Genomic DNA, 20,100 nt, shown 5'->3' on the forward strand with positions numbered 1-20,100 from the left:
ATTGCTGGGCGGGTGGTTGGCCCCATGGTTGCTGGCCCTGTTGCCCCGGCCATTGTCCGGATTGTTGCTGGCCCTGCTGCCCTTGCCACTGTCCGGAGGGTGCCTCGGACGGCCACCGCGGCTGGCCGGGTTGTCCGGCGGCCGGCCGTTGCCCCTGTTGCTGGCCTGGCTGCTGTTCGGGCGCCTCCCCGTCGCTGCCGGCCGGCTCCTGCGGGCCTGAATCCTGTGGTGACACCGTGTTCCCTCCCCAACGCGTAAATCCAACGCCGCCCGGAGAAGCTGCCGCGGCCTGCGCCTGGCGCCCCGGAACGGCGGGCATGACCCCAGCCTATAGTTCCGGCGTCGGGCGGCCTAGCATCCCGCCATGCCGTAGCCGGCTGAACACGACAAACCCCGCCTGATAAGGGAATATATAACTATGAAGGCACGCATTCTGGTGGTAGACGATGACGAAGCGCTGGCCGAAATGATTGGAATTGTGCTGCGCAATGACGGATTTGAACCCGTTTTCTGCGCGGACGGCGCCCAGGCGCTGGATATCTTCCGGTCATCGCGGCCCGACCTCGTGCTGCTTGACCTCATGCTCCCTGGCGTCGACGGTATCGAGGTGTGCCGGCAGATCCGGTCCGAGTCCGATGTGCCGATCGTGATGCTCACGGCAAAGGCGGATACTTCGGATGTTGTCCGCGGCCTGGAATCCGGTGCGGACGACTACGTCCCCAAACCGTTCAAGCCCGCAGAGTTGGTGGCAAGGGTCAGGGCCAGGCTCCGCCCGGGCGACCAAAAAGCCCCGGAGACGCTCCGCATCGCCGACATCACCATCGATGTCGCCGGCCACACCGTCAGCAGGGGCAGCGAGCGGATCTCCCTGACGCCGCTCGAGTTTGACCTGCTGGTGGCGCTGGCCCGTAAACCCTGGCAGGTTTTCACCCGGGAACTGCTGCTGGAACAGGTCTGGGGTTACCGCCACGCCGCCGATACGCGCCTGGTCAACGTCCACGTCCAGCGCCTGCGCTCCAAGATCGAACAAGACCCGGAAGCCCCGGAAGTTGTATTGACGGTGCGTGGTGTCGGCTACAAAGCAGGGGCCTGATCCCACGCCGCAGGATTCCACTCCGGAGGACGGGGAACGCGGCCTCGACGGTGCGCCGCCCGTAACCGGCGCCCCGGCCGTCCCCGCCGGACACGACGGCCCCCCGGGCCATGCGCCGGAGCATACGGATGCCCTCACTCCCGGGTTCCGGCAGGTGACGTTCCGCACCAGGATCTGGCGCCGCCGCGCCCTTATTGTCGGCTGGCGCGTGGCACGGCTCGTGGGCACGGGAGTTCGGCGCTTCCTGCCCGCGTTGAGGTTCATCGCCCGCGCCCTGCAGCGTCGGTGGCGCCGCTCCCTGCAGTTCCGCACGGTCCTGACCACGCTGATGCTGGCGGTGACCTCGTTCGCCGTGGTGGGTGCGTACCTGTCCAACCAGATCGCCAACAACCTCTTCCAGGAACGCCTTACCCAGGCGGAATCCGAGACGCGTTACAACGTCAAGCAGGTCCAGGAGACGTTCGACGGCGCCCAGGTCACCGACCAGTCCAGCGTCATCACCCTGGTGTACGACACACTTAACGCCGTGGAGGGTCGCGGCTCGGTCATCCAGCGTCGGTACGTCTTCGAGGCCAAGCCCGAACAGACCAAACCCAGGAACCGGTGGGTGGAATCGCGTGCCTCGGACCAGCTGACCGTCAGCGTCATCCCGCCGGACCTTCGGAAAGCTGTCCAGTCGTCCGGCAAGGACCAGTACTGGGCCTCCACCGTGATCCCGGTGGGCACGGAGGACCGGCCGGGCATCGCCGTCGGAAACCTCGTGACCTTTAACGGGACCGTCTACGAGCTGTACCTGATTTACGACCTGAACACCGCCCAGCAGACCCTGGACGAGATCCAGGGTGTGCTCTGGGCAGGTGGAGCCGTGATGGTGCTGCTGATCGGAGCCGTTGCCTGGTACGTCACGCGGAACGTGGTGAGCCCTGTCAGCCATGCCGCCATGGTGTCGGAGAAACTCGCAGCGGGACAGCTGCAGGAACGCATGGTTGTCCGCGGCGAGGATGAGGTTGCCCGGTTGGGGGCCTCCTTCAACCATATGGCGGCGAGCCTGCAGGAACAGATCACCCAGCTTGCCACCTTGTCCCAAATGCAGCAGCGGTTCGTCTCCGACGTCTCCCACGAACTGCGGACCCCGCTGACAACCGTGCGGATGGCAGCCGAAGTGCTCTACGACGCCCGCGACGACTTCGACCCCATCAATAAGCGTTCCGCCGAACTGCTGTACAACCAGGTGGAGCGGTTCCAGTCCTTGCTGTCCGACCTCCTGGAGATTTCGCGCTTCGACGCCGGCGTCGCCGAACTGGACGCGGAAGCGGAAGACATCCGGCACGTCGTGGCGCACGTCATCGAAGGCGCCGCCCCCGTGGCAGCCGAATACGGCTCCGAACTCATTCTCAGCGCACCGGCCGAGCCCGTCATCGTGGACATGGACGCCCGCAGGATCGACCGTATCCTGCGGAACCTCATCCTGAACGCCGTGGAACACGGCGAAGGGAAACCGGTGGCCATCACCGTCGCCGCCAGCCAGACCGCCGTTGGGATTTCCGTCCGCGATCACGGCATGGGGATGGAACCGGCCGAAGCCGCCCGCGTTTTTGACCGGTTCTGGCGCGCCGATCCCGCCCGCGCCCGCACCACCGGAGGCAGCGGTCTGGGCCTGTCGATCGCCATGGAAGACACCAAACTGCACAACGGCTGGCTGCAGGCCTGGGGCCGCAAAGGCAGCGGCGCCAACTTCCGGCTCACGGTGCCGCTGCGCCAGGGTGAAGGCATCGACGCCTCACCCGTTCCACTTGAACCTGATGACACCATGGTGCAGGGTCAGCCGGGGAGCATTCCCAGGGAGGCCGACCAACGCAACATGCTGATCCTCGAAGCCGGTGCCTCACACCTGGCACCGGCAATCACCTCCAAGGAGACACCATGACGGGCCGTAGCAGGGGTGCAACCAGGCTGGCGGCCATCATACTGGCGATGCTGCTTGCTGTCCTGGCAGGCTGCGCCCGGATTCCCACGGCCGGCCCTGTTGGCAAAAGCAGCGAGGGCAGTGCGGGAAACCTCAGTGCCCCGGTGTTCCTGCCGGCCGCCCCGCAGCCCGGAGCGTCGCCGGAGACCATCATTGACTACTTCTACCGTGCCGGCAGTGGCTACGAGGACGATTACGCCGTGGCCCGCCAATACCTGACGCAGGCATCCTCCGTGAGTTGGAAGCCGGATCAGCGGGCCCTGGTGTACCGCGAAGCCAGGGTGGTGGCCACGGAGACGGAGAACGTCTATAACTACGAACTGGACGTGTCCTACACGGTCAATGCAGACGGCATTGCTACCCAGTCGCCTGAAGGGACCGTGGAGAAGATCCCGGTTACCCTTACCCAGGTGGACGGTGAGTGGCGGATCTCGGCGATACCGGACGGCACGGCCATCGCAGAGGAAACCTTCAAGGTCATCTACGGGGCTTTTCCCATCTACTTCTACGATCCCACTTTTACGTTCGCCGTCCCTGATGTCCGCTGGTTCATCAGGAACAAAACAGTCAAGGCCATGACCAGTGCCCTGCTGGCCGGTCCTGCACCGTACCTGCGTGGCGCGGTGGCAAGTGCTTTCCCTTCCGGCATCAAACTGGCAAGGGAGTCGGTGCCGGTGGTTTCCGGGGCCGCCCAGGTGGACTTGAGCGCCAAGGAGCTCACTGAAACCTCGCCCGAAGACCGGCTGCGCATGCAGATGCAGCTGACGCTGACCTTCCGGAGCCAACCGGACGTGGTGAATGTGGAATTGCGAGCCAACCAGGACCTGGTGCGGGTGGAGGACACCGGCGCGGTCCTGCCGCCGGTCCAGGACAAGAGCGTTCCCTCGCGCCAGATCGCCATCAGCGGCAATGAACTGGTCCGGTACGAGAACAACAGGATTTCGCCGCTGCCGGACATGCAGTCCGTGTCCGCCCTCGGCCCGCGTTTCCCGGCCGAATCCCCGGTGTCCCAAAGCGCAGCCTTCCTCAACGAGGGCCGCACCACGCTGTACAGCATCGTCCCGGGGCAGCCGGCACGCGCCCTGACTACCAGGTCCACCCTGACCAGGCCTTCCTTCAGCCTCAACGACTGGGTCTGGACTGCCGGGCCGGGAGCGGCGGGGGAGACCGAAGTCGTAGCATTCCGCCCCGCCGGTGTGGCAGAAGGGGCTGCACTGCCCTCGGTCTCCCTGTCCCCGGCATGGCTCGCAGGCCGGACCGTAAAGGAATTCCGGATTTCCCGCGAAGGGGTGCGCGCCCTCGTCATTTCGGAACAGAACGGCGTTACCCGCGTCCAGGTGGCCGGCATCATCCGCGCCGCAGATGGGACACCCCGGGAGCTGACGGCGCCGGTAACCCTTGTCACCGGCAGCAACCCTGACCAGGGTGTCTGGGTCAATGACACCACCGTGGCCGTTATGAAAAGCTCCACGGCGTCCAACGTCACACCTGAGATCCTGTCGCTGACCTCGGGGGCGCCGCAGCAACTGGCTCCGTGGCCCGGCCTCCTGTCGCTGAGCGGTGGAAACGGGCCGGACGAGATCTTCGCGCAGTCGGCCGAGGGTATCTTCCAACGGCTGGGCAACGGCTGGTCACCCCAGATCAAGGGCCCAACTGAGATGTCCTTCCCCGGCTGAGGTGGACTGCGCCGGTTCCAGCCCGGCAGTTACCCACATGCGGGGTCCGGCCTGTTCCGTCCTGGCCCCTCAGATGGCATTTTTTGGGGTATGGGCATTGAACTCTTTCCGCCTGCCAACCCAGCGTCCGACCCGGACCTGACGCCCGCCGAGCCCTGGCCCGCCCGCCATCGATCACCGTACGGCAGCGCTTTCCTGCGCTTCGCTGACCAGCTGGGCGCAGCGGCCATGGAGCTCCTCGCTGCCGCCGTTCCCGTGGACTGCGTCTGCTGCGGAGCAGAGGACCGGGCCCTGTGCGCTGGCTGCAGCCGCCGGGTGCGGCGACTTTCCACGCTGCCCTTCCGCGCCGAAGGCGGCGCCCCTGCGCTGATGGATGTCTCAGGGAGGGTGCTGCTGCCTGTGGTTGCAGCCGGCGTCTACCGGGAAGAACTGGCCCAGGCGCTCCTGTCCTTCAAACGGCATGGCCAGTACCAGGTGCGGCACTCCTTGGCACAGGCGCTCGCGGGGGCCCTCCGCGGCGCGGCGCCGGACGGTGCCGCCATGATCTGCGTCCCCGTGCCCACCAGCACGGCTGCGTTTGCGGCCCGGGGATTCAGCCCGGTCCACTCGCTGCTGGGGTTGGCCGCCCGGCAGGTGCCGGGCGTTGCCGTGGCGGATGTGCTGGCCAGGACGGGAAACGGTCACCCGCAAGTGCCCGGAGGGCAGAAGGGGCTGGATCGGGGGGACCGGGCGCGCCGGGTCCGGGGATCCATGCGGGTCCGGCGCGGAGCGGCTGCCACAGTGGCCGGCAAGGCTTGCATCATTGTCGACGACGTCCTTACCACGGGCGCCACGCTCGCCGAGGCGGCCCGCGCTTTGCACCTCGCAGGGGCCTTCGTCAGGGGTGCGGTGGTCCTGGCCGCGACACGCCCGCCAGGGGCGGCCGACGCCAGCGCAATACCCGCCGGGGCGCAAGGAAGCCACCCCGTCTTAGAAAAAAATAAACCGGAAAAAGGTGAATAACCTGCGTCGATGAACTAACGTCGGTTGTGGGTACAAAGAACAGAATGTACCTTTCGATGGCGGCTCGGAGAGGGGCTCGACTGTCAAGCAGATCGGCCCTAGGACGTGCCGTCGTCGTGTCACCGAAGTCATTTGGAGGGCACCATGGAGTTTATGATCAGCGGACGAAATCTGACGGTCTCAGACCGATTCCGCGAATACGCCGGTGAGAAGATCTCGAAGATCGAGTCTCTCGGCGACAAGGTCCAGCGCGTGGACGCGAAGGTTTCCAAGGAAACGAACGCCCGGCAGACCGGGGACCAGCTCACCGTAGAAGTGACAGTCCTGGGGCGCGGACCCGTAATCCGTGCCGAAGCCAGCGCCGCCGACAAATTCGCTGCCTTCGATCTCGCTTACAACAAGTTGCTTGAACGGCTCCGCCGCGCCAAGGACCGCAAGAAAGTCCACCACGGCCGGCACACGCCCAAAGCCGTCCGCGAAGCCACCGCCTCGCTTGAACCGGCCAGCGCCAGCGAACCGCTTTACCTTGAAGCCAGCCACCGGTCCGATGCCGTGGCCCCGTCAGCGGACAAATCACCTTATGAGGTGGACAACGACATTCCTGCCGGTGACTCACCGGTCCTGATCCGGCGCAAGGTCTTCCCGGCAGCATCACTGACCCTTGACGATGCAGTGGACAACATGGAGTTGGTGGGTCACGACTTCTACCTGTTTGTGGACAAAGAGACCAACACGCCGTCGGTCGTGTACCGCCGCCGTGGTTGGACCTACGGTGTCATCACGCTGGACAGCGACTGCGAGCCCGGCGACTCGGTGGTGGAAGAGAAGATCCTCGCCTACCGTTCGGACGACGTCGCAGCCAACGCCTAGCGTGGGTGTTTTGACTGCCGGAAAGGACTGATGTGCCGGCTGCGCTGAGCCTGAACCAGGCACGGCGGATTGCGCTGGCAGCACAGGGACTTTCGAAAGGGCGGCCCACCGGGCCCGTGTCTTCACGGGCGGTGGGCCGCACCTTTGCCCGGCTGCAGCTGGTCCAGATTGATTCCGTAAACGTGCTCTCCCGGAGCCATTACCTTCCGTTCTTTTCCCGGCTGGGGGACTACGACCGCTCAATCCTGCACAGGATGTCAGGTACACACCCCCGTCGGATGATGGAATATTGGGCCCACGAAGCCAGCTATATCCGGCCCGAGCACTATCCGGATCTTCTCCTGTGGCAGAAGCGTGCCTGGGTTGGTGCTGCCGCCATGGACGCGGAACTGCGCGGTGATGTGTCTGGCCGGATCTTGTCGGCGCTGGCACCGGGCCGGCCAATGACTGCTGCCGAACTGACGGCCAGGATCGGCCACGTCGAGGAAAAATCGACGGATAACTGGGGCTGGAACTGGAATGCCGTGAAACGGGTCCTGGAACACCTCTTTGAGGCGGGGCTGGTTTCGGCCGCGGCCAGAACCGACCAGTTTGAACGCAAGTACACACTGACGTCCAGGGTCCTCCCGCGCGACGGCGGCAAAGCGGTCGATGATCCGGACGCAGCCCTGTGCCGGCTGACGGAAGCCGCAGCGCAGGCCCACGGAATCGGTTCCGTCAAATGCTTCGCGGACTACTTCCGTACACCCATCAAGCCCACAGCCTTGGCGGTACAGCGGCTTGTGGCGAATGGCAGGCTGGAACCCGTCACTGTTACCGGATGGCCGCGGCTGCTGTACCGGCACGTGGATGCAGCCATGCCCCGGAAGGCGGCGGGCCGTGCCCTCCTCAGCCCTTTCGATTCGATGGTGTTCGAACGCCGGCGCCTGGAAGAGCTGTTCGGCTTCCACTACCGGATTGAGATTTACACTCCGGCGCCCAAAAGGCGCTTTGGCTACTACGTCCTTCCTTTCCTCCTTCGCGACGCCATGGTCGCCCGTGTGGACCTGAAAGCCGACCGCGCCGGCGGCCGGCTGCTGGTCCGATCCGCCTTCGCCGAACCAGGCGCGCCGCCGGATACCGCCATCGAACTCGCCGCTGAACTGGGCCTTATGGCCCAATGGCTGGGGCTGGGGGATGTGGAGGTCCAGCCGGTGGGTGATCTGGCGCCGGCCCTGCTGATCGCCGTCGCCAGGATGGTGCGCTGATCCGCTCTGAGGAGAAAAGGCACCGCGGTGGTGTCTCTCACGTAGACTAAAAACGCCAGAATTCGGCCGGCAGCAGACTGGGAGCATCTTCACGTGGCATCACTTATCGAAAAACTTCTCCGCACGGGTGACAAAAAGACACTCCGGCAGCTGAGGAACTATGCCGACTCCATCAATGCCCTCGAGGACTCGTTCAAGACCTTCACGGATGCTGAACTCCGCGAGGAAACTGACCGGCTGCGTGAACGCCATCAGGATGGCGAGAAACTGGACGACCTCCTGCCCGAGGCTTTTGCGGCGGTCCGTGAGGCATCGTCGAGGACCCTGGGGATGCGGCACTTCGATGTCCAGCTGATGGGTGGCGCTGCGCTGCACCTGGGCAACATCGCGGAAATGAAGACCGGTGAGGGCAAGACCCTCGTTGCCACCGCGCCTGCCTACCTCAACGCCCTGGCTGGCAACGGCGTCCACGTCATTACCGTGAACGACTACCTTGCCGAGTACCAGTCGGACCTCATGGGCCGCGTCTACCGCTTCCTCGGCCTCACCAGTGGCTGCATCCTTTCGAACCAGGATCCGGCGGTCCGCCGAGAACAGTACGCAGCCGACATCACCTACGGCACCAACAACGAATTCGGCTTCGACTACCTCCGTGACAACATGGCGTGGGACAGGAACGAACTGGTCCAGCGCGGGCACCACTTTGCCGTGGTGGATGAAGTGGACTCCATCCTCATCGACGAGGCAAGAACCCCGCTCATCATCTCCGGTCCTGCCCAGGGCGACACCAACCGGTGGTACAGCGAGTTCGCCAAGGTTGTCCTGCGGCTGGAGCCCGAGAAGGACTACGAGGTCGACGAGAAGAAGCGCACCGTAGGCGTGCTCGAGGGCGGGATCGAAAAAGTCGAGGATTACCTCGGCATCACCAACCTGTATGAGTCAGCCAACACTCCGTTGATTGGATTCCTGAACAACGCCATCAAGGCCAAGGAACTCTTCAAGCGCGACAAGGATTACGTCATCCTGGACGGCGAAGTCCTGATCGTTGACGAGCACACCGGGCGTATCCTCGCCGGTCGGCGCTACAACGAGGGAATGCACCAGGCGATCGAGGCCAAAGAAGGCGTCGAGATCAAGGCGGAGAACCAGACCCTCGCCACGGTGACCCTGCAGAACTACTTCCGCATGTACAGCAAGCTCTCCGGCATGACCGGCACAGCTGAGACTGAAGCCGCCGAATTCATGAGCACCTACAAGCTGGGTGTGGTGGCCATTCCCACGAACCGGGACATGCAGCGCATGGACCAGGCCGATCTTGTTTTCAAGAACGAAACCGTCAAGTTCGATGCAGTGGTGAAAGACATTGCCGAACGGCACGAAAAGGGCCAGCCCGTCCTGGTGGGTACCACCAGCGTCGAAAAGAGCGAGTACCTTTCCCGCCTGCTGGCGAAGGAAGGCATCCGCCACGAAGTCCTGAACGCGAAGAACCACGCCCGGGAAGCTGCCATTGTTGCCCAGGCCGGCCGCAAAGCCGCTGTCACCGTGGCAACCAACATGGCCGGCCGAGGCACGGACATCATGCTCGGTGGCAACGCCGAATTCACCGCCGTCGCCGAACTGGCCAAGCGTGGCCTTGACCCGGAAGAGAACTCCGAGGAATACGAGGCAGCCTGGCCAGGCGCGCTCGAAGCTGCCAAACAGTCGGTCAAGGACGAGCACGAGGAAGTCCTCAACCTGGGCGGGCTCTACGTCCTGGGCACGGAACGGCACGAATCGCGCCGCATCGACAACCAGCTTCGGGGCCGCTCCGGCCGCCAGGGTGACCCGGGGGAGTCGCGCTTCTACCTGTCCCTGAAGGACGACCTGATGCGGCTCTTCAACTCCGGTGCCGCGGAGCGACTGATGAACAGTTCCGTCCCGGACGATGTGGCGCTGGAGTCCAAGCTGGTTTCCCGGGCCATTGCCTCCGCGCAGGGTCAGGTGGAAGGCCGCAACGCCGAGCAGCGCAAAAACGTCCTCAAATACGACGACGTCCTCAACCGCCAGCGCGAGGCCATCTACAGCGACCGCCGCCGAATCCTCGAAGGGGACGACCTGCACGAAAAGGTGCAGTTCTTCGTGGAGGACACCATAGTTTCGCTCATCGACGCGGCAACCGCTGAAGGCAACGGCGACGACTGGGATTATGCCCAGCTGTGGACCAACCTGAAAACGCTCTACCCCGTAAGCGTCACGGCCGACGACATCATCGAGGAAGCCGGCGGCCGGTCGAGGCTGACCGTTGAGATGCTCAAGGAGGAACTCCTCTCCGACGCACGTGTGGTGTACCAGACGCGTGAAGAGACCATCGGTGCCGAAAGCATGCGCGAACTTGAACGCCGCGTGGTCCTTTCCGTCATTGGCAGGAAGTGGCAGGAGCACCTCTACGAGATGGACTACCTCAAGGAAGGCATTGGCCTGCGCGCCATGGCCCAGAGGGATCCGCTGGTGGAATACCAGCGGGAAGGGTTCCTCCTCTTCCAGAGCATGATGGAAGCCATCCGCGAGGAAAGTGTCGGATTCCTCTTCAACCTCGAAGTTGAAGTCACACCCGCCCAGGACGTTGTGGTGCAGGATGATTCAGGAGCCCACACCGAGCACGTGGAACCCCAGGTCCGGGCGGCCGGACTGGAAGCCCCCGAGAAGCCGGCCCAGTTGCAGTACACGGCTCCCGGCGAAAGCGGCGGCACCGAGACCCGCGTCGAAACCCGGACGTCAGGCCGCTCGGGGAACCCGGCAAAGGCTGCCAACCAGGACGCCGTCAAGCGGACCGCGAAGAAGAAAAAGCGCTGAACCGCAAGGGACATGTGCACCCTTAAGTGACCACGTGAGGCAGGGTCGGACATCATGTCCGGCCCTGCCTCCGTTAGCGGGGCCCACTCAGCCCACCAAAAGTTCGGTGACCCGCCACACCTGCTTGCTGCGCTCAAGCCTGACGGCCACGGCACGGACCCGGACATCGTCGATGACCACCGCGCTTGCCTCGTAGATTCCGTCGCCGACCCCGCAGACCCGGATGGAGCGGACCATCGAGTTCCGGTGCAGCCGGGCCAGGTCTGGATTGCCGGTCCGGACCAGCTCATGCCGGATCAGGGCCGCGCGGTGCTGCAGAGTGGACAGGCACTTCGGGTCGAGCCTGCGGGCCAGTTGGTGGACGGGCCGGATCCCAGCCAGCACCTCCATGGCGGCCTGGACAGTGCCCCGGGCGATGGCCCGCACCTCGGCTGCCTCATCGGCAAACCGCAACGGGGGCGCTTCCGCCCGGCTCCGGGCGTCCGGCCAGGATCCAGGGGGCAGGGTCTTGGCGACTTGCCCGGACGCGGAGTTCTGCTGCAGCCCGTGTCGCTGGGCGCTGAGAGCCTGGGCAGTTGTTCCGATAGCGGCTCGGATGGGGATGCTGGCGGTCATTGGATTTCCCTAGGTTGGTAACGGAGGAGCCGGTCTGGTGCAGGCAGGTCGTCGGAGTCCCTAAGCCGGTCCGGGATGCACCAGCACCTGCCCGGGCAGCAGGTGGTCGGGGTCGGGACCGATTACTGCCCGATTGGCCTGATACCAGCGGGGCCATTCGACGGCAATGTCAGCGTCACTGGCCTCCGGCCCCAGGTGATCTGCGGCGATGTCCCAGAGGCTGTCGCCGGCGAGCACTGTCACGGCAGGGCCTGCCGGTGCCAGGTCCTGCCCCGGCAGGTTGCCGGGGCGGCCGGGGCTACCGGCCAGCAGGCCCGGGCCTTGATGTTGGGCGGCAGGTTGCCAGCCGGGATGGAGTGCTCCCGGCAACGGCGGGGCGGGGGCGCTGATGCCGGGGATTGATGTGCGGCTTTCGGCAGGCTGCCAGGGTGGTCCGGGTACGGCCGCATTTGCTGCGGTCACGGACGCGAGTTGGGCGGACAGGGCGGCAACTGCGAGGCGGCGCATAAAAGCCGGGGAGAGCCAGCCGACCGCTGCAGCCGCCGTGGGCCTGCCGGTTCGTTCCAAGAGGGCGCTGCCGGCCGCCAGAACGAAGGCAAGCAGCCACCAGGCCACCAGCAGGCTGCCCACGGCAGCCGCTGCGACTCCCAGGATGTCCTCGGATCCAGGTTCCTGGTGCCGCGAAGCTGAATCCACCCACTGACCGGCCAGGCCCGCACCAATCACAACGAGGAGAATCCCCAGCAACAGAAGAGTGGCTGCGGCGGCGGTGTCTGAAAGCTGTTGTTGCCGTGGCGAAATCATCATTGAAAGCCCATCCAATGCAGTTTGATGCTGTTTGATAGCGTTAAATGCAGTTTGAACCTGATGAAGTACTTTTGTCCAGTGTCCGAACTGACGGGACCCGGCATTGACCTCCCGCTGGCCCCGTCCTACGCTTTGCGCATGCGGTGGGATGCACTCTTCGAGGACCTTGAAGGCCAGTTGGCCGAACCCGGCCGGCTCGCACTCGATGCTGAAATCAGCGACCGGGTGCGGGCCGAGATGGTAAACATCGCCTTGGCAGACAGGCTCCGCGGCTCGCTGGGCTGTGTGGTTGCGGCACACCTCACCTGCGGCGAAGCAGTGCAGGGAACCCTGCAGCATGCCGGCGCCGATGCCCTGCTGCTGGTAGCGGGCGGGTATCAGATGCTCATCCCTTACGCCGCGGTCGGCAGGTACGTGGGCATTGGCCGGCACTCGGCCGCGGAGGAATCGACGGTCCGCAGGAAAATCGGGCTGGCCCACGCATTACGGAGCCTGGCGCGGGACCGGGAGGAACTGGTGGTTGTCCTGTCGGCGGGTGAGGGTGCGATGCGGCTTGCCGGCGTGATCGACAGGGTAGGAAAGGATTTCCTTGACCTTGCAGCCGTGGCCCCGGGGGAGGCGCGCCGGAGCGGGCGGGTCACTGAGTTTTCCACCATCCCGTTTGCTGCGGTGGCGATGGTCCGGTCGCCCCGAGGGGACGGCTAAGAACCGGGCATGGCGGGTCAGCCTGCAGGGACGGTGCTCAGAGCTGCGCGGCCGAAGCCTCAGGCCTGCTTGGCCTTGGCTTCACGGATCATCCGGCTGGCCTCGGCGTAGCGTTCTTCGATGTACTGCTCAAGCATTTTTTCCTCCACCCGCCATTGGCCGCGACCGCCCACCTGAATGGCTTTGAGCTCTCCGCTGCGGACCAGGGCATAGGCCGCCGGCGAATTTATCTGGAGCTGCTCGGCGACGTCGGCAAGAGTTAGGAACCTGGGCATGGAACCATTTTGCCATCGGGTGGACAGGTTTGCTGCTGTTATCCACAGATCCGCAGTGTTTGGCCGGATCCCTTTCGCCCGGAGGACCTTGCGGCAACAATGAGGAGTCTGAAGACTGCGGCACGCAAGCGCACCGAGGGAGGCACAGTATGGTTGCTGATCCGCCTGTTCCCGTGGCCAGGTTGAAACGTCCCTCTTGGAAGGACCCCCGGTTGCTGGTGGGCCTGTTGCTTGTCCTGGTATCCGTTGCCGGAGTGGTTTTCCTGGTGGGCAGTGCAGACCGGACCACCGAGGTTTACGCCGCCAGGGACGGCATCGCCGTGGGTGAAGCGCTGACTGCCGCCAACGTGGTGCGGGCCAAGGTCCGCCTCGGTGAAACTGAAAAGCAGTACCTCACCGTGGAAGAAGGCCTGCCGGCGGGAGTTGTAGCCATCCAGCGGATCGGCAAGGACCAGCTGATTCCGCGGGGGAGCCTCGGCGCCGTGGACCGCCTTGACCGCAAACCGGTGGCTCTCACCATCCAGGATGCACTCCCGTCCCAGGCTGTGGCAGGGGCCCGGGTGGACGTCTGGGTGGCACAGCCTGACGCAAGGAACGGCTTCGGTGAACCGACACTCCTCTTGAACGCGGCGGAAATAGCGGAAGTAACCACAGGTTCGAGCACGTTGGGCTCCACCCGGACAACAGTCCTGATGGTGTTGGTTCCGGATAGCCGGATGCCGGCGCTGCTGGGTGCCCAAGCCAATGACGCCCGCATCGCCGTGGTCTGGAATCCGGGCGCCGGTCCGTCATGAGTATTCCCGTCGTCACCGTGGGGCGGGCCGGAGATGACCTGGTCGGTGGACTGGAACGGCTGCATGGACCGGTCACCGTCGTCAGGAGATGCGACGGATTGCCTGAGCTGCTGGCGGCCTGCCAGAGTGGACTGGCCCGGGCAGCCATCGTAGCGGAAGGCTCCGAAGGATTGACGGCAACCCTGGTGGACCGGCTCAGTGCAGTCGGAGTGGCTGTCCTGGCCATCACCGACAGCCAGTCGGAAGCGGCCAGGCTCCTGGGACTCGGGGTAGCATCTGCACCCGCCGGGGTGGGGCCTGAGGACCTGTCCGGCAGGATCGCCGAGGCCGTGGCGATGCTGACCCGGTCAGACGCACGCCATCCGGGCGCCAGCTGGACGGCAGACGCAGGTCCTGCCCTGCGACGCCTGCCGGAGCGGCCGGCTGCATCCCGTGAGCCTTCGGCATCGGGACGTGTCCTCGCGGTGTGGGGGCCGGCAGGCGCTCCCGGACGGACCATCGTCGCCACCAACATCGCCGGCGAACTCGCCGGCGAGGGCAAAAAAGTCCTGTTGGTCGACGCCGACACCTACGGTGCGAGCACTGCGGCGGTCTTGGGTCTGCTCGACGAATCAGCCGGGCTGGCCCAGGCCTGCAGGCTTGCTGACCAGGGGGTGCTGGACGCGGAGGCGCTCCGGCGGGCAGCCAGCACCGTTGCGGCACGCCCAGGGACCTTCCAGGTCCTCACCGGCCTTACACGCGCGGACCGTTGGACGGAGGTGCGCGCGTCAGCCCTGACCATTGTCCTTGAACGCGCCCGGCAGCAGTACGAGGTGGTGGTCGTGGACACCGGGTTCTGCCTGGAATCGGACGAGGAGCTCAGCTTCGACTCCATGGCTCCGCGCCGGAACGCGGCTACCCTGCGCACGTTGGAACTTGCTGACACTGTCTACGCCGTTGGAGCCGGCGACGCCGTGGGGGTGCCGCGCCTGGTGCGCGGTCTTACCGAGCTGGAGGCAACGGTGCCCCAGGCCTCCCCGGTGGTGGTGATGAACAAGGTGCGGGCGTCGGCTGTGGGGCGTGGGCCGGAACGGCAGTTGCGCGAAGCCTGGGAGCGGTACGGACCTGCGCTGGATCTTGGGATCCTCCTGCCGTACGACCGCGCCGCAGCCGACGCGGCGTTGCTCGCCGGGGAGCTCCTGATGGAGGCGGCGCCCGAGTCGGCGCTGCGCAGAGCCATCCGCGGAATCGTTTGTGCAGTTGAACAACGAAAACGAAAATCCTCTGTTTTTTCTTCCACACCGCGTCGCAGACCAAACGGCTAGGCTCGGCATAAGAGCTGCAACGGTGCAGTAAAAATCTTGTGATGGAGGCGTGTGTCGATGTCGTCTGGATCCAGCGTGGAGGATCAGCCCCTTTCCACGGAAGGCCTTGAAGGCTTCCTTGGGGACTACTACCAACACCTTGCCGAGGAGGACGCCCGTGGCTATGCCGGCGAAACGCTCGCGGCCAGGGCACAGCACCATCGCGGAGTGGGGGCCAAGCGGCTTCCGGGCCAGGCCATCGTCTCAATCTCCGACGAAGAAGACAGCAGCGTGGTTTTTGTCGTCACGGATGACATGCCGTTCCTGGTGGATTCCGTCAATGCCGAGATTGTCCGGCAGCATGCAGCCATTAAACTCGTCATCCACCCGCTGTTTGTTGCCACCCGCAACCGGGAGAGCGGCGAGCTCGCGAGGGTCAACAAGGTGCCCGCCTCCCTCGGCATCTCCAGCGGCGACACCGCGGCGATGCCCAGCCTGTCCCACCTGATCGCTACGGGCGAGAACGCTTCGCACATGGAGTCCTGGATCGCCGTCGAAATCAACCGCATTCCCGAGGATGCGAAGGAGGCGCTGTTTACGGGCCTTCGGCGGGTCCTGAATGATGTCCGCGCCTCGGTGGAGGACTGGCCCAAGATGCGCCAGAAAGCCCTGCGCATCGCCGACAGCCTGGACCAGGTGGCCAACCCCTCCCAGATCGTTGAGCTCCGCCAGGCCCAGGACCTTCTGCGCTGGCTGGATAACGGCAACTTCACTTTCCTCGGCTACCGCGAATACGATTTGGTGGACGTTGGGGGCGAAGACGTGCTCGAACTGCGTGACGACAGCGGGCTGGGCCTGCTTCGGGATTCAGCCGACTCCCCACACGTCCAGCACCTCACCGACGCCGGGCGGAAGAAGGCCCGCGAGAAGCGGGCCCTGGTGATCACCAAGGCAAACTCCCGCTCCACCGTCCACCGTTCCGCATACCTGGACTACATCGGCGTCAAAAGCTTCGACGCCGCGGGCAACGTCAATGGCGAACGCCGGTTCATTGGCTTGTTCGCGACCAGCGCGTATGCCGGTTCAGTATTGGATATCCCCATCGTCCGGGAAAAAGTCGACGCTGTCCTCCGTAGCGCGGGGTTCCCCGCCGACTCCCACTCCGGCAAGGACCTGCTGGGGATCCTGGAGACCTACCCGCGGGACGAACTGTTCCAGATCGAGGCCGAGGACCTTGCAGCCACGGCGCTGGGCATCCAGAAACTGCAGGAGCGGCGCCGTACGCGGCTCTTCCTGCGGCCCGACATCTACGGCCGGTTCATGTCGGCCCTGGTCTACCTCCCCAGGGACCGGTACACCACCAACGTGAGGCTCCGCATCGAGCAGGAACTGCGGGAAACGTTCCAGGCCGTGTCCATCGACTACGAGGCCCGGATGACGGAGTCCGCGCTGGCCCGGCTTTTCTTCCGCATCCGCCTGCCCAAGGACGCCGATGTGGTGGACATCAACGCCGAGGAGCTGGAGAAGCGGCTGGTCCGTGCTGCCCGTTCGTGGAGTGAAGGCGTCGCGGAGGTCCTGCGGGAAACGCCTGATGTGGACGATGCCAAGATGCTCGCAGCCATCTGGTCCGAGGCGTTCCCGGCAGGGTACCGGGTGGACTACGAGGTGGAGGATGCCCTTGAAGACATCCGCCGTTTTGAAAAGTACGGCGCCGCAGCCGAACGCATTGAGGGTGCCCGGCAGGAACGGCCAGGTGTCCACGTGTACCTGCCTGAGGGTGCCGGGGCAACCCTGGAAGAAGACGCCCGCGTAAAGCTCTACATGCTCGAGCCCAAGAGCCTGAGCCAAATCCTGCCCTTCTTCCACAACCTGGGCCTTGAAGTCCTCGACGAGCGGCCCTTCGAAATTGAAACTGCCGATAACCGCGACTTCTTCCTGTACGACCTTGGCCTGAAATACCCCGCCGGTGTGGATCCGCTGGCCACAGGGGAGCTGCTGGCAGACTCCTTCGGCGCCGCTGTTGGCGGGGCCACTGAAACGGACAGCTTCGACAGGCTGGTGCTGCGCGAAGGTGTCCATTGGCGCCAGGTGACGGTGCTCCGCGCCTACGCCCGTTACATGCGCCAGATGGGCAACACCAGTTCGTTCGGTTTTATGGCCGACACCCTGCTGGCCAATCCAGACGTGACCCACGGGCTCCTGAACCTGTTCGCGGCCAGGTTTGATCCGGCAGGCGGGAACAACAAGCGCACCGAAGCGCAGGACGCCGTGCGGCAGGACCTGTCAGCCTCCATCGAGAAGGTGGCAACGCTCGACGCCGACAGGGTGCTCCGCACCTTCGTTAACCTCATCGAGGCCACGCTCCGCACCAACTACTTCCAGCACAAGCCGCACCTCAGCTTCAAGCTTGACCCTTCGCAGATCGAAGGCCTGCCCTTCCCGCGGCCCATGTTCGAGATCTGGGTTTACTCACCCCGGGTGGAAGGCGTCCACCTGCGCTTCGGCAAGGTGGCCCGCGGCGGGCTGCGCTGGTCTGACCGCCGCGAGGATTTCCGCACCGAGGTGCTGGGCCTGGTCAAGGCACAAACCGTCAAAAATGCAGTGATCGTGCCCACCGGCGCGAAGGGTGGTTTCTTCGCCAAGCAGCTGCCGGACCCTGCAGCAGACCGTGCAGCGTGGATGGCGGAAGGTGTGGAGAGCTACAAAACCTTCATCCGTGGCCTGCTGGACCTTACCGACAACCTCGTCACCGAAGGCGAAAACGAAAGGCTCGTGCCGCCGTCGGACGTCATCCGCCATGACGACGACGATTCCTACCTGGTGGTGGCTGCGGACAAGGGAACCGCCACGTTCTCCGATATCGCTAACGGGCTGGCCGCCGAGTACGGATTCTGGCTCGGCGACGCCTTCGCCTCCGGTGGTTCGGTGGGCTACGACCATAAGGCCATGGGCATCACGGCCCGCGGCGCCTGGGAATCCGTCAAGCGCCACTTCAGCGAGCTGGACCTGGACACGCAGTCCCAGCCCTTCACAGTGGTGGGCGTGGGCGACATGTCAGGGGACGTCTTTGGCAACGGGATGCTGCTGTCCCGCCATATCCGGCTCCTGGCGGCGTTCGACCACCGCCATATCTTCCTGGACCCCACCCCGGATGAGGAATCGTCGTTCGTTGAGCGGCAGCGGCTCTTTGAGCTGCCCCGCTCGTCCTGGGACGACTACGACAAGTCGCTCATCAGCGCCGGCGGCGGAGTCTTCCCCCGCCACGCAAAATCCATTCCGCTTTCCCCGGAAGTCCGGACAGCGCTGGGCCTTCCGGCCGCAACCTCCGAACTCAGCCCGCCGGAACTCCTCCGCGCCATCCTCCTGGCGCCGGCAGACCTGCTCTACAACGGCGGGATCGGCACCTACGTTAAGGCGGCCGGCGAAACCAACGCCTCCGTAGGCGACAAAGCCAACGACGCCATCCGCGTGGACGGCGGGGACCTGCGGGTCAAGGTGGTGGGCGAAGGCGGAAACCTGGGCATGACCCAGCGTGGCCGAATCGAGGCGGCCCTGCAGGGCGTCATTCTGAACACCGACGCGATCGACAACTCTGCCGGCGTTGATTGCTCCGACCATGAAGTGAACATCAAGATCTTCGTGGACCGTATGGTGGCCGCAGGGAAGCTTTCCCGTGAAGAACGGGCCGGATTCCTCGCCTCGATGACGGACGAAGTTGGCCGCCTGGTGCTCGAGGACAACATCGACCAGAACATCCTGCTGCTCAACGACCGCACCCGGGTGGCGGAGTGGAGCCCCAGCTACGAACGGCTGATGGATTGGCTGGAGGTGCGGGCTGAACTTAAGCGTGACCTTGAGGCCCTTCCCACGACGGCAACACTGCGGGAACGGCTGCAGCAGGGGCAGGGCCTGACCTCACCTGAGCTGTCGGTCCTGGCCGCGTACGCCAAGATCGAACTCGCCTCCGCCCTGCGCGAGAGCGACCTGGCGGATGATCCGTGGTTCCGGCAGACCCTGCGGGCCTATTTCCCGCAGCAACTGCGGGAACGCTTCGACGATGAACTGGATACACACCCCCTGCGCCGGGAAATCATCGCTACGGTTGTAGCCAACGACATCATCAACCTCGGCGGCATCACCTTCGCGTTCCGGGCCATGGAGGAGACGTCGGCCAGCGAGGTCGCCGTAGCAAAGGCCTTCGTAGCACTCCGTGAGGTTTACGGGCTGGACGCCATGGTGGCGGAACTGAACAGCCTGCCGGCCTCGTTCCCAACCGAGCACTGGAGCGCCGTGCACCTCGACGTGCGGCGGCTCCTGGACCGCGCCGTCCGGTGGCTGCTGAGCCAGGGCGGGGTGTCACAGTCCATCGCTGATGTCATAGCCGAGTTCAAGCCCCTCGTGGAGCCCATGCGGGCACACCTGCTGGACTACCTCCAAGGCAGCGACCGCGACCGGGTTTCCGGTTGGCTGGACAAAGCCCGCGAGTGGGACCTCCCCGAAGGTCTCGCGCTGCGGTGGGCCGAACTGTTCGAAAGCTTCGTGCTGCTGGACATCGCCAAGATCGCAAGGCTCCGTGAAGATTCGGTGGCGGACATTGCCGCGGTCTACTACACGGTCTTCAACCGCTTCCACGCGGACTCGCTGCTGGAACGGATCAGCAGCCTTCCGCGCCAGGACCGGTGGCAGGCCCTGGCCCGGGCAGCTTTGCGCGATGACCTGTACTCCACAGTCTCGGACATGACGACGGCGGTGCTGGACGCCACCCCCGCGGGTGGGAAACCGGAAGCGCGGCTGACGGACTGGGAGACACAGAATGCCGAACAGCTGGGCCGGGCAAAGAGCATGTTCGACGAGGTCAACTCGCTCGAGGCCGATGATATGGCTTCACTGTCGGTAGCATTGAGGCTCTTGAGGTCAATCGTCCGACGCTGATAA

Annotated in this window: 15 protein-coding genes; 12 read left to right on the plus strand and 3 right to left on the minus strand. The window is 64.9% G+C overall.

All coding sequences use genetic code 11. The annotated features are described in order from the left end of the window. The 8 genes from ASF72_RS20930 to secA all read left to right on the plus strand — a co-directional run. A partial coding sequence (locus tag ASF72_RS20930; RefSeq protein WP_235504659.1) for a hypothetical protein occupies positions 1-220 on the plus strand: 220 nt, incomplete at its 5' end. Positions 221-418: 198 nt separating this feature from the next. Next, positions 419-1,093: an MtrAB system response regulator MtrA gene (gene mtrA, locus ASF72_RS05695; RefSeq protein WP_050687999.1), complete on the plus strand. Its 675-nt coding sequence runs from the start codon at positions 419-421 to the stop codon at positions 1,091-1,093. 154 nt (positions 1,094-1,247) lie between these two features. After that, the gene (gene mtrB, locus ASF72_RS05700; protein WP_082484095.1) at positions 1,248-3,020 is read left to right on the plus strand and encodes an MtrAB system histidine kinase MtrB; all 1,773 of its coding nucleotides are present in this window, start codon (positions 1,248-1,250) and stop codon (positions 3,018-3,020) included. Next, entirely contained in the window at positions 3,017-4,735 is a 1,719-nt protein-coding gene (locus ASF72_RS05705) for an LpqB family beta-propeller domain-containing protein (protein WP_056597172.1), read from the plus strand. The genes mtrB and ASF72_RS05705 overlap by 4 nt, the downstream gene beginning before the upstream one ends. Positions 4,736-4,825: 90 nt before the next feature. Then, a complete protein-coding gene (locus ASF72_RS05710) occupies positions 4,826-5,737 on the plus strand; it encodes a ComF family protein (protein ID WP_056597175.1) in 912 nt (303 codons plus the stop codon). 144 nt (positions 5,738-5,881) lie between these two features. Next, positions 5,882-6,607 carry a ribosome hibernation-promoting factor, HPF/YfiA family gene (gene hpf / locus ASF72_RS05715; protein ID WP_050685658.1) on the plus strand — a complete coding sequence of 242 codons (726 nt, stop codon included), beginning with the start codon at positions 5,882-5,884 and terminating at the stop codon, positions 6,605-6,607. A 32-nt stretch (positions 6,608-6,639) separates the two neighbouring features. Further along, positions 6,640-7,854: a winged helix-turn-helix domain-containing protein gene (locus ASF72_RS05720; RefSeq protein WP_056597177.1), complete on the plus strand. Its 1,215-nt coding sequence runs from the start codon at positions 6,640-6,642 to the stop codon at positions 7,852-7,854. Between the two features lie 93 nt (positions 7,855-7,947). After that, positions 7,948-10,686: a preprotein translocase subunit SecA gene (gene secA / locus ASF72_RS05725; protein WP_056597179.1), complete on the plus strand. Its 2,739-nt coding sequence runs from the start codon at positions 7,948-7,950 to the stop codon at positions 10,684-10,686. Positions 10,687-10,773: 87 nt separating this feature from the next. On the opposite strand, the gene ASF72_RS05730 is transcribed toward secA, so the two are convergent. Both ASF72_RS05730 and ASF72_RS05735 read right to left on the minus strand, forming a co-directional pair. After that, positions 10,774-11,301 carry an Rv3235 family protein gene (locus ASF72_RS05730; RefSeq protein ID WP_056597181.1) on the minus strand — a complete coding sequence of 176 codons (528 nt, stop codon included), beginning with the start codon at positions 11,299-11,301 and terminating at the stop codon, positions 10,774-10,776. Positions 11,302-11,361: 60 nt separating this feature from the next. Beyond that, positions 11,362-12,108 carry a LysM peptidoglycan-binding domain-containing protein gene (locus ASF72_RS05735; RefSeq protein ID WP_056597182.1) on the minus strand — a complete coding sequence of 249 codons (747 nt, stop codon included), beginning with the start codon at positions 12,106-12,108 and terminating at the stop codon, positions 11,362-11,364. 78 nt (positions 12,109-12,186) lie between these two features. Here ASF72_RS05735 and ASF72_RS05740 point away from each other — a divergent pair, with 78 nt between their 5' ends. Next, positions 12,187-12,813: a hypothetical protein gene (locus ASF72_RS05740; RefSeq protein WP_327019591.1), complete on the plus strand. Its 627-nt coding sequence runs from the start codon at positions 12,187-12,189 to the stop codon at positions 12,811-12,813. A 59-nt stretch (positions 12,814-12,872) separates the two neighbouring features. On the opposite strand, the gene ASF72_RS05745 is transcribed toward ASF72_RS05740, so the two are convergent. Then, positions 12,873-13,088: a helix-turn-helix domain-containing protein gene (locus ASF72_RS05745; protein WP_050685601.1), complete on the minus strand. Its 216-nt coding sequence runs from the start codon at positions 13,086-13,088 to the stop codon at positions 12,873-12,875. 149 nt (positions 13,089-13,237) lie between these two features. Between ASF72_RS05745 and ASF72_RS05750 the strand changes: the two genes are divergently transcribed. From ASF72_RS05750 to ASF72_RS05760, 3 genes are read left to right on the plus strand one after another with little or no spacing between them, the layout of a single operon-like run. Continuing rightward, positions 13,238-13,882, plus strand: a complete 645-nt coding sequence (locus ASF72_RS05750) for a hypothetical protein (RefSeq protein WP_050685602.1) — start codon at positions 13,238-13,240, stop codon at positions 13,880-13,882. Beyond that, positions 13,879-15,186 (plus strand): AAA family ATPase, encoded by a 1,308-nt coding sequence (locus ASF72_RS05755; RefSeq protein WP_056597184.1) that lies wholly within the window; start codon positions 13,879-13,881, stop codon positions 15,184-15,186. The genes ASF72_RS05750 and ASF72_RS05755 overlap by 4 nt, the downstream gene beginning before the upstream one ends. Positions 15,187-15,243: 57 nt before the next feature. Then, complete coding sequence (locus ASF72_RS05760; RefSeq protein ID WP_056597186.1) at positions 15,244-20,097, plus strand: NAD-glutamate dehydrogenase; 4,854 nt, start codon at positions 15,244-15,246, stop codon at positions 20,095-20,097. The last annotated feature ends 3 nt before the right edge of the window (positions 20,098-20,100 follow it).

The organism is Arthrobacter sp. Leaf141, assembly GCF_001424565.1.
Taxonomy (GTDB): Bacteria; Actinomycetota; Actinomycetes; order Actinomycetales; family Micrococcaceae; genus Arthrobacter.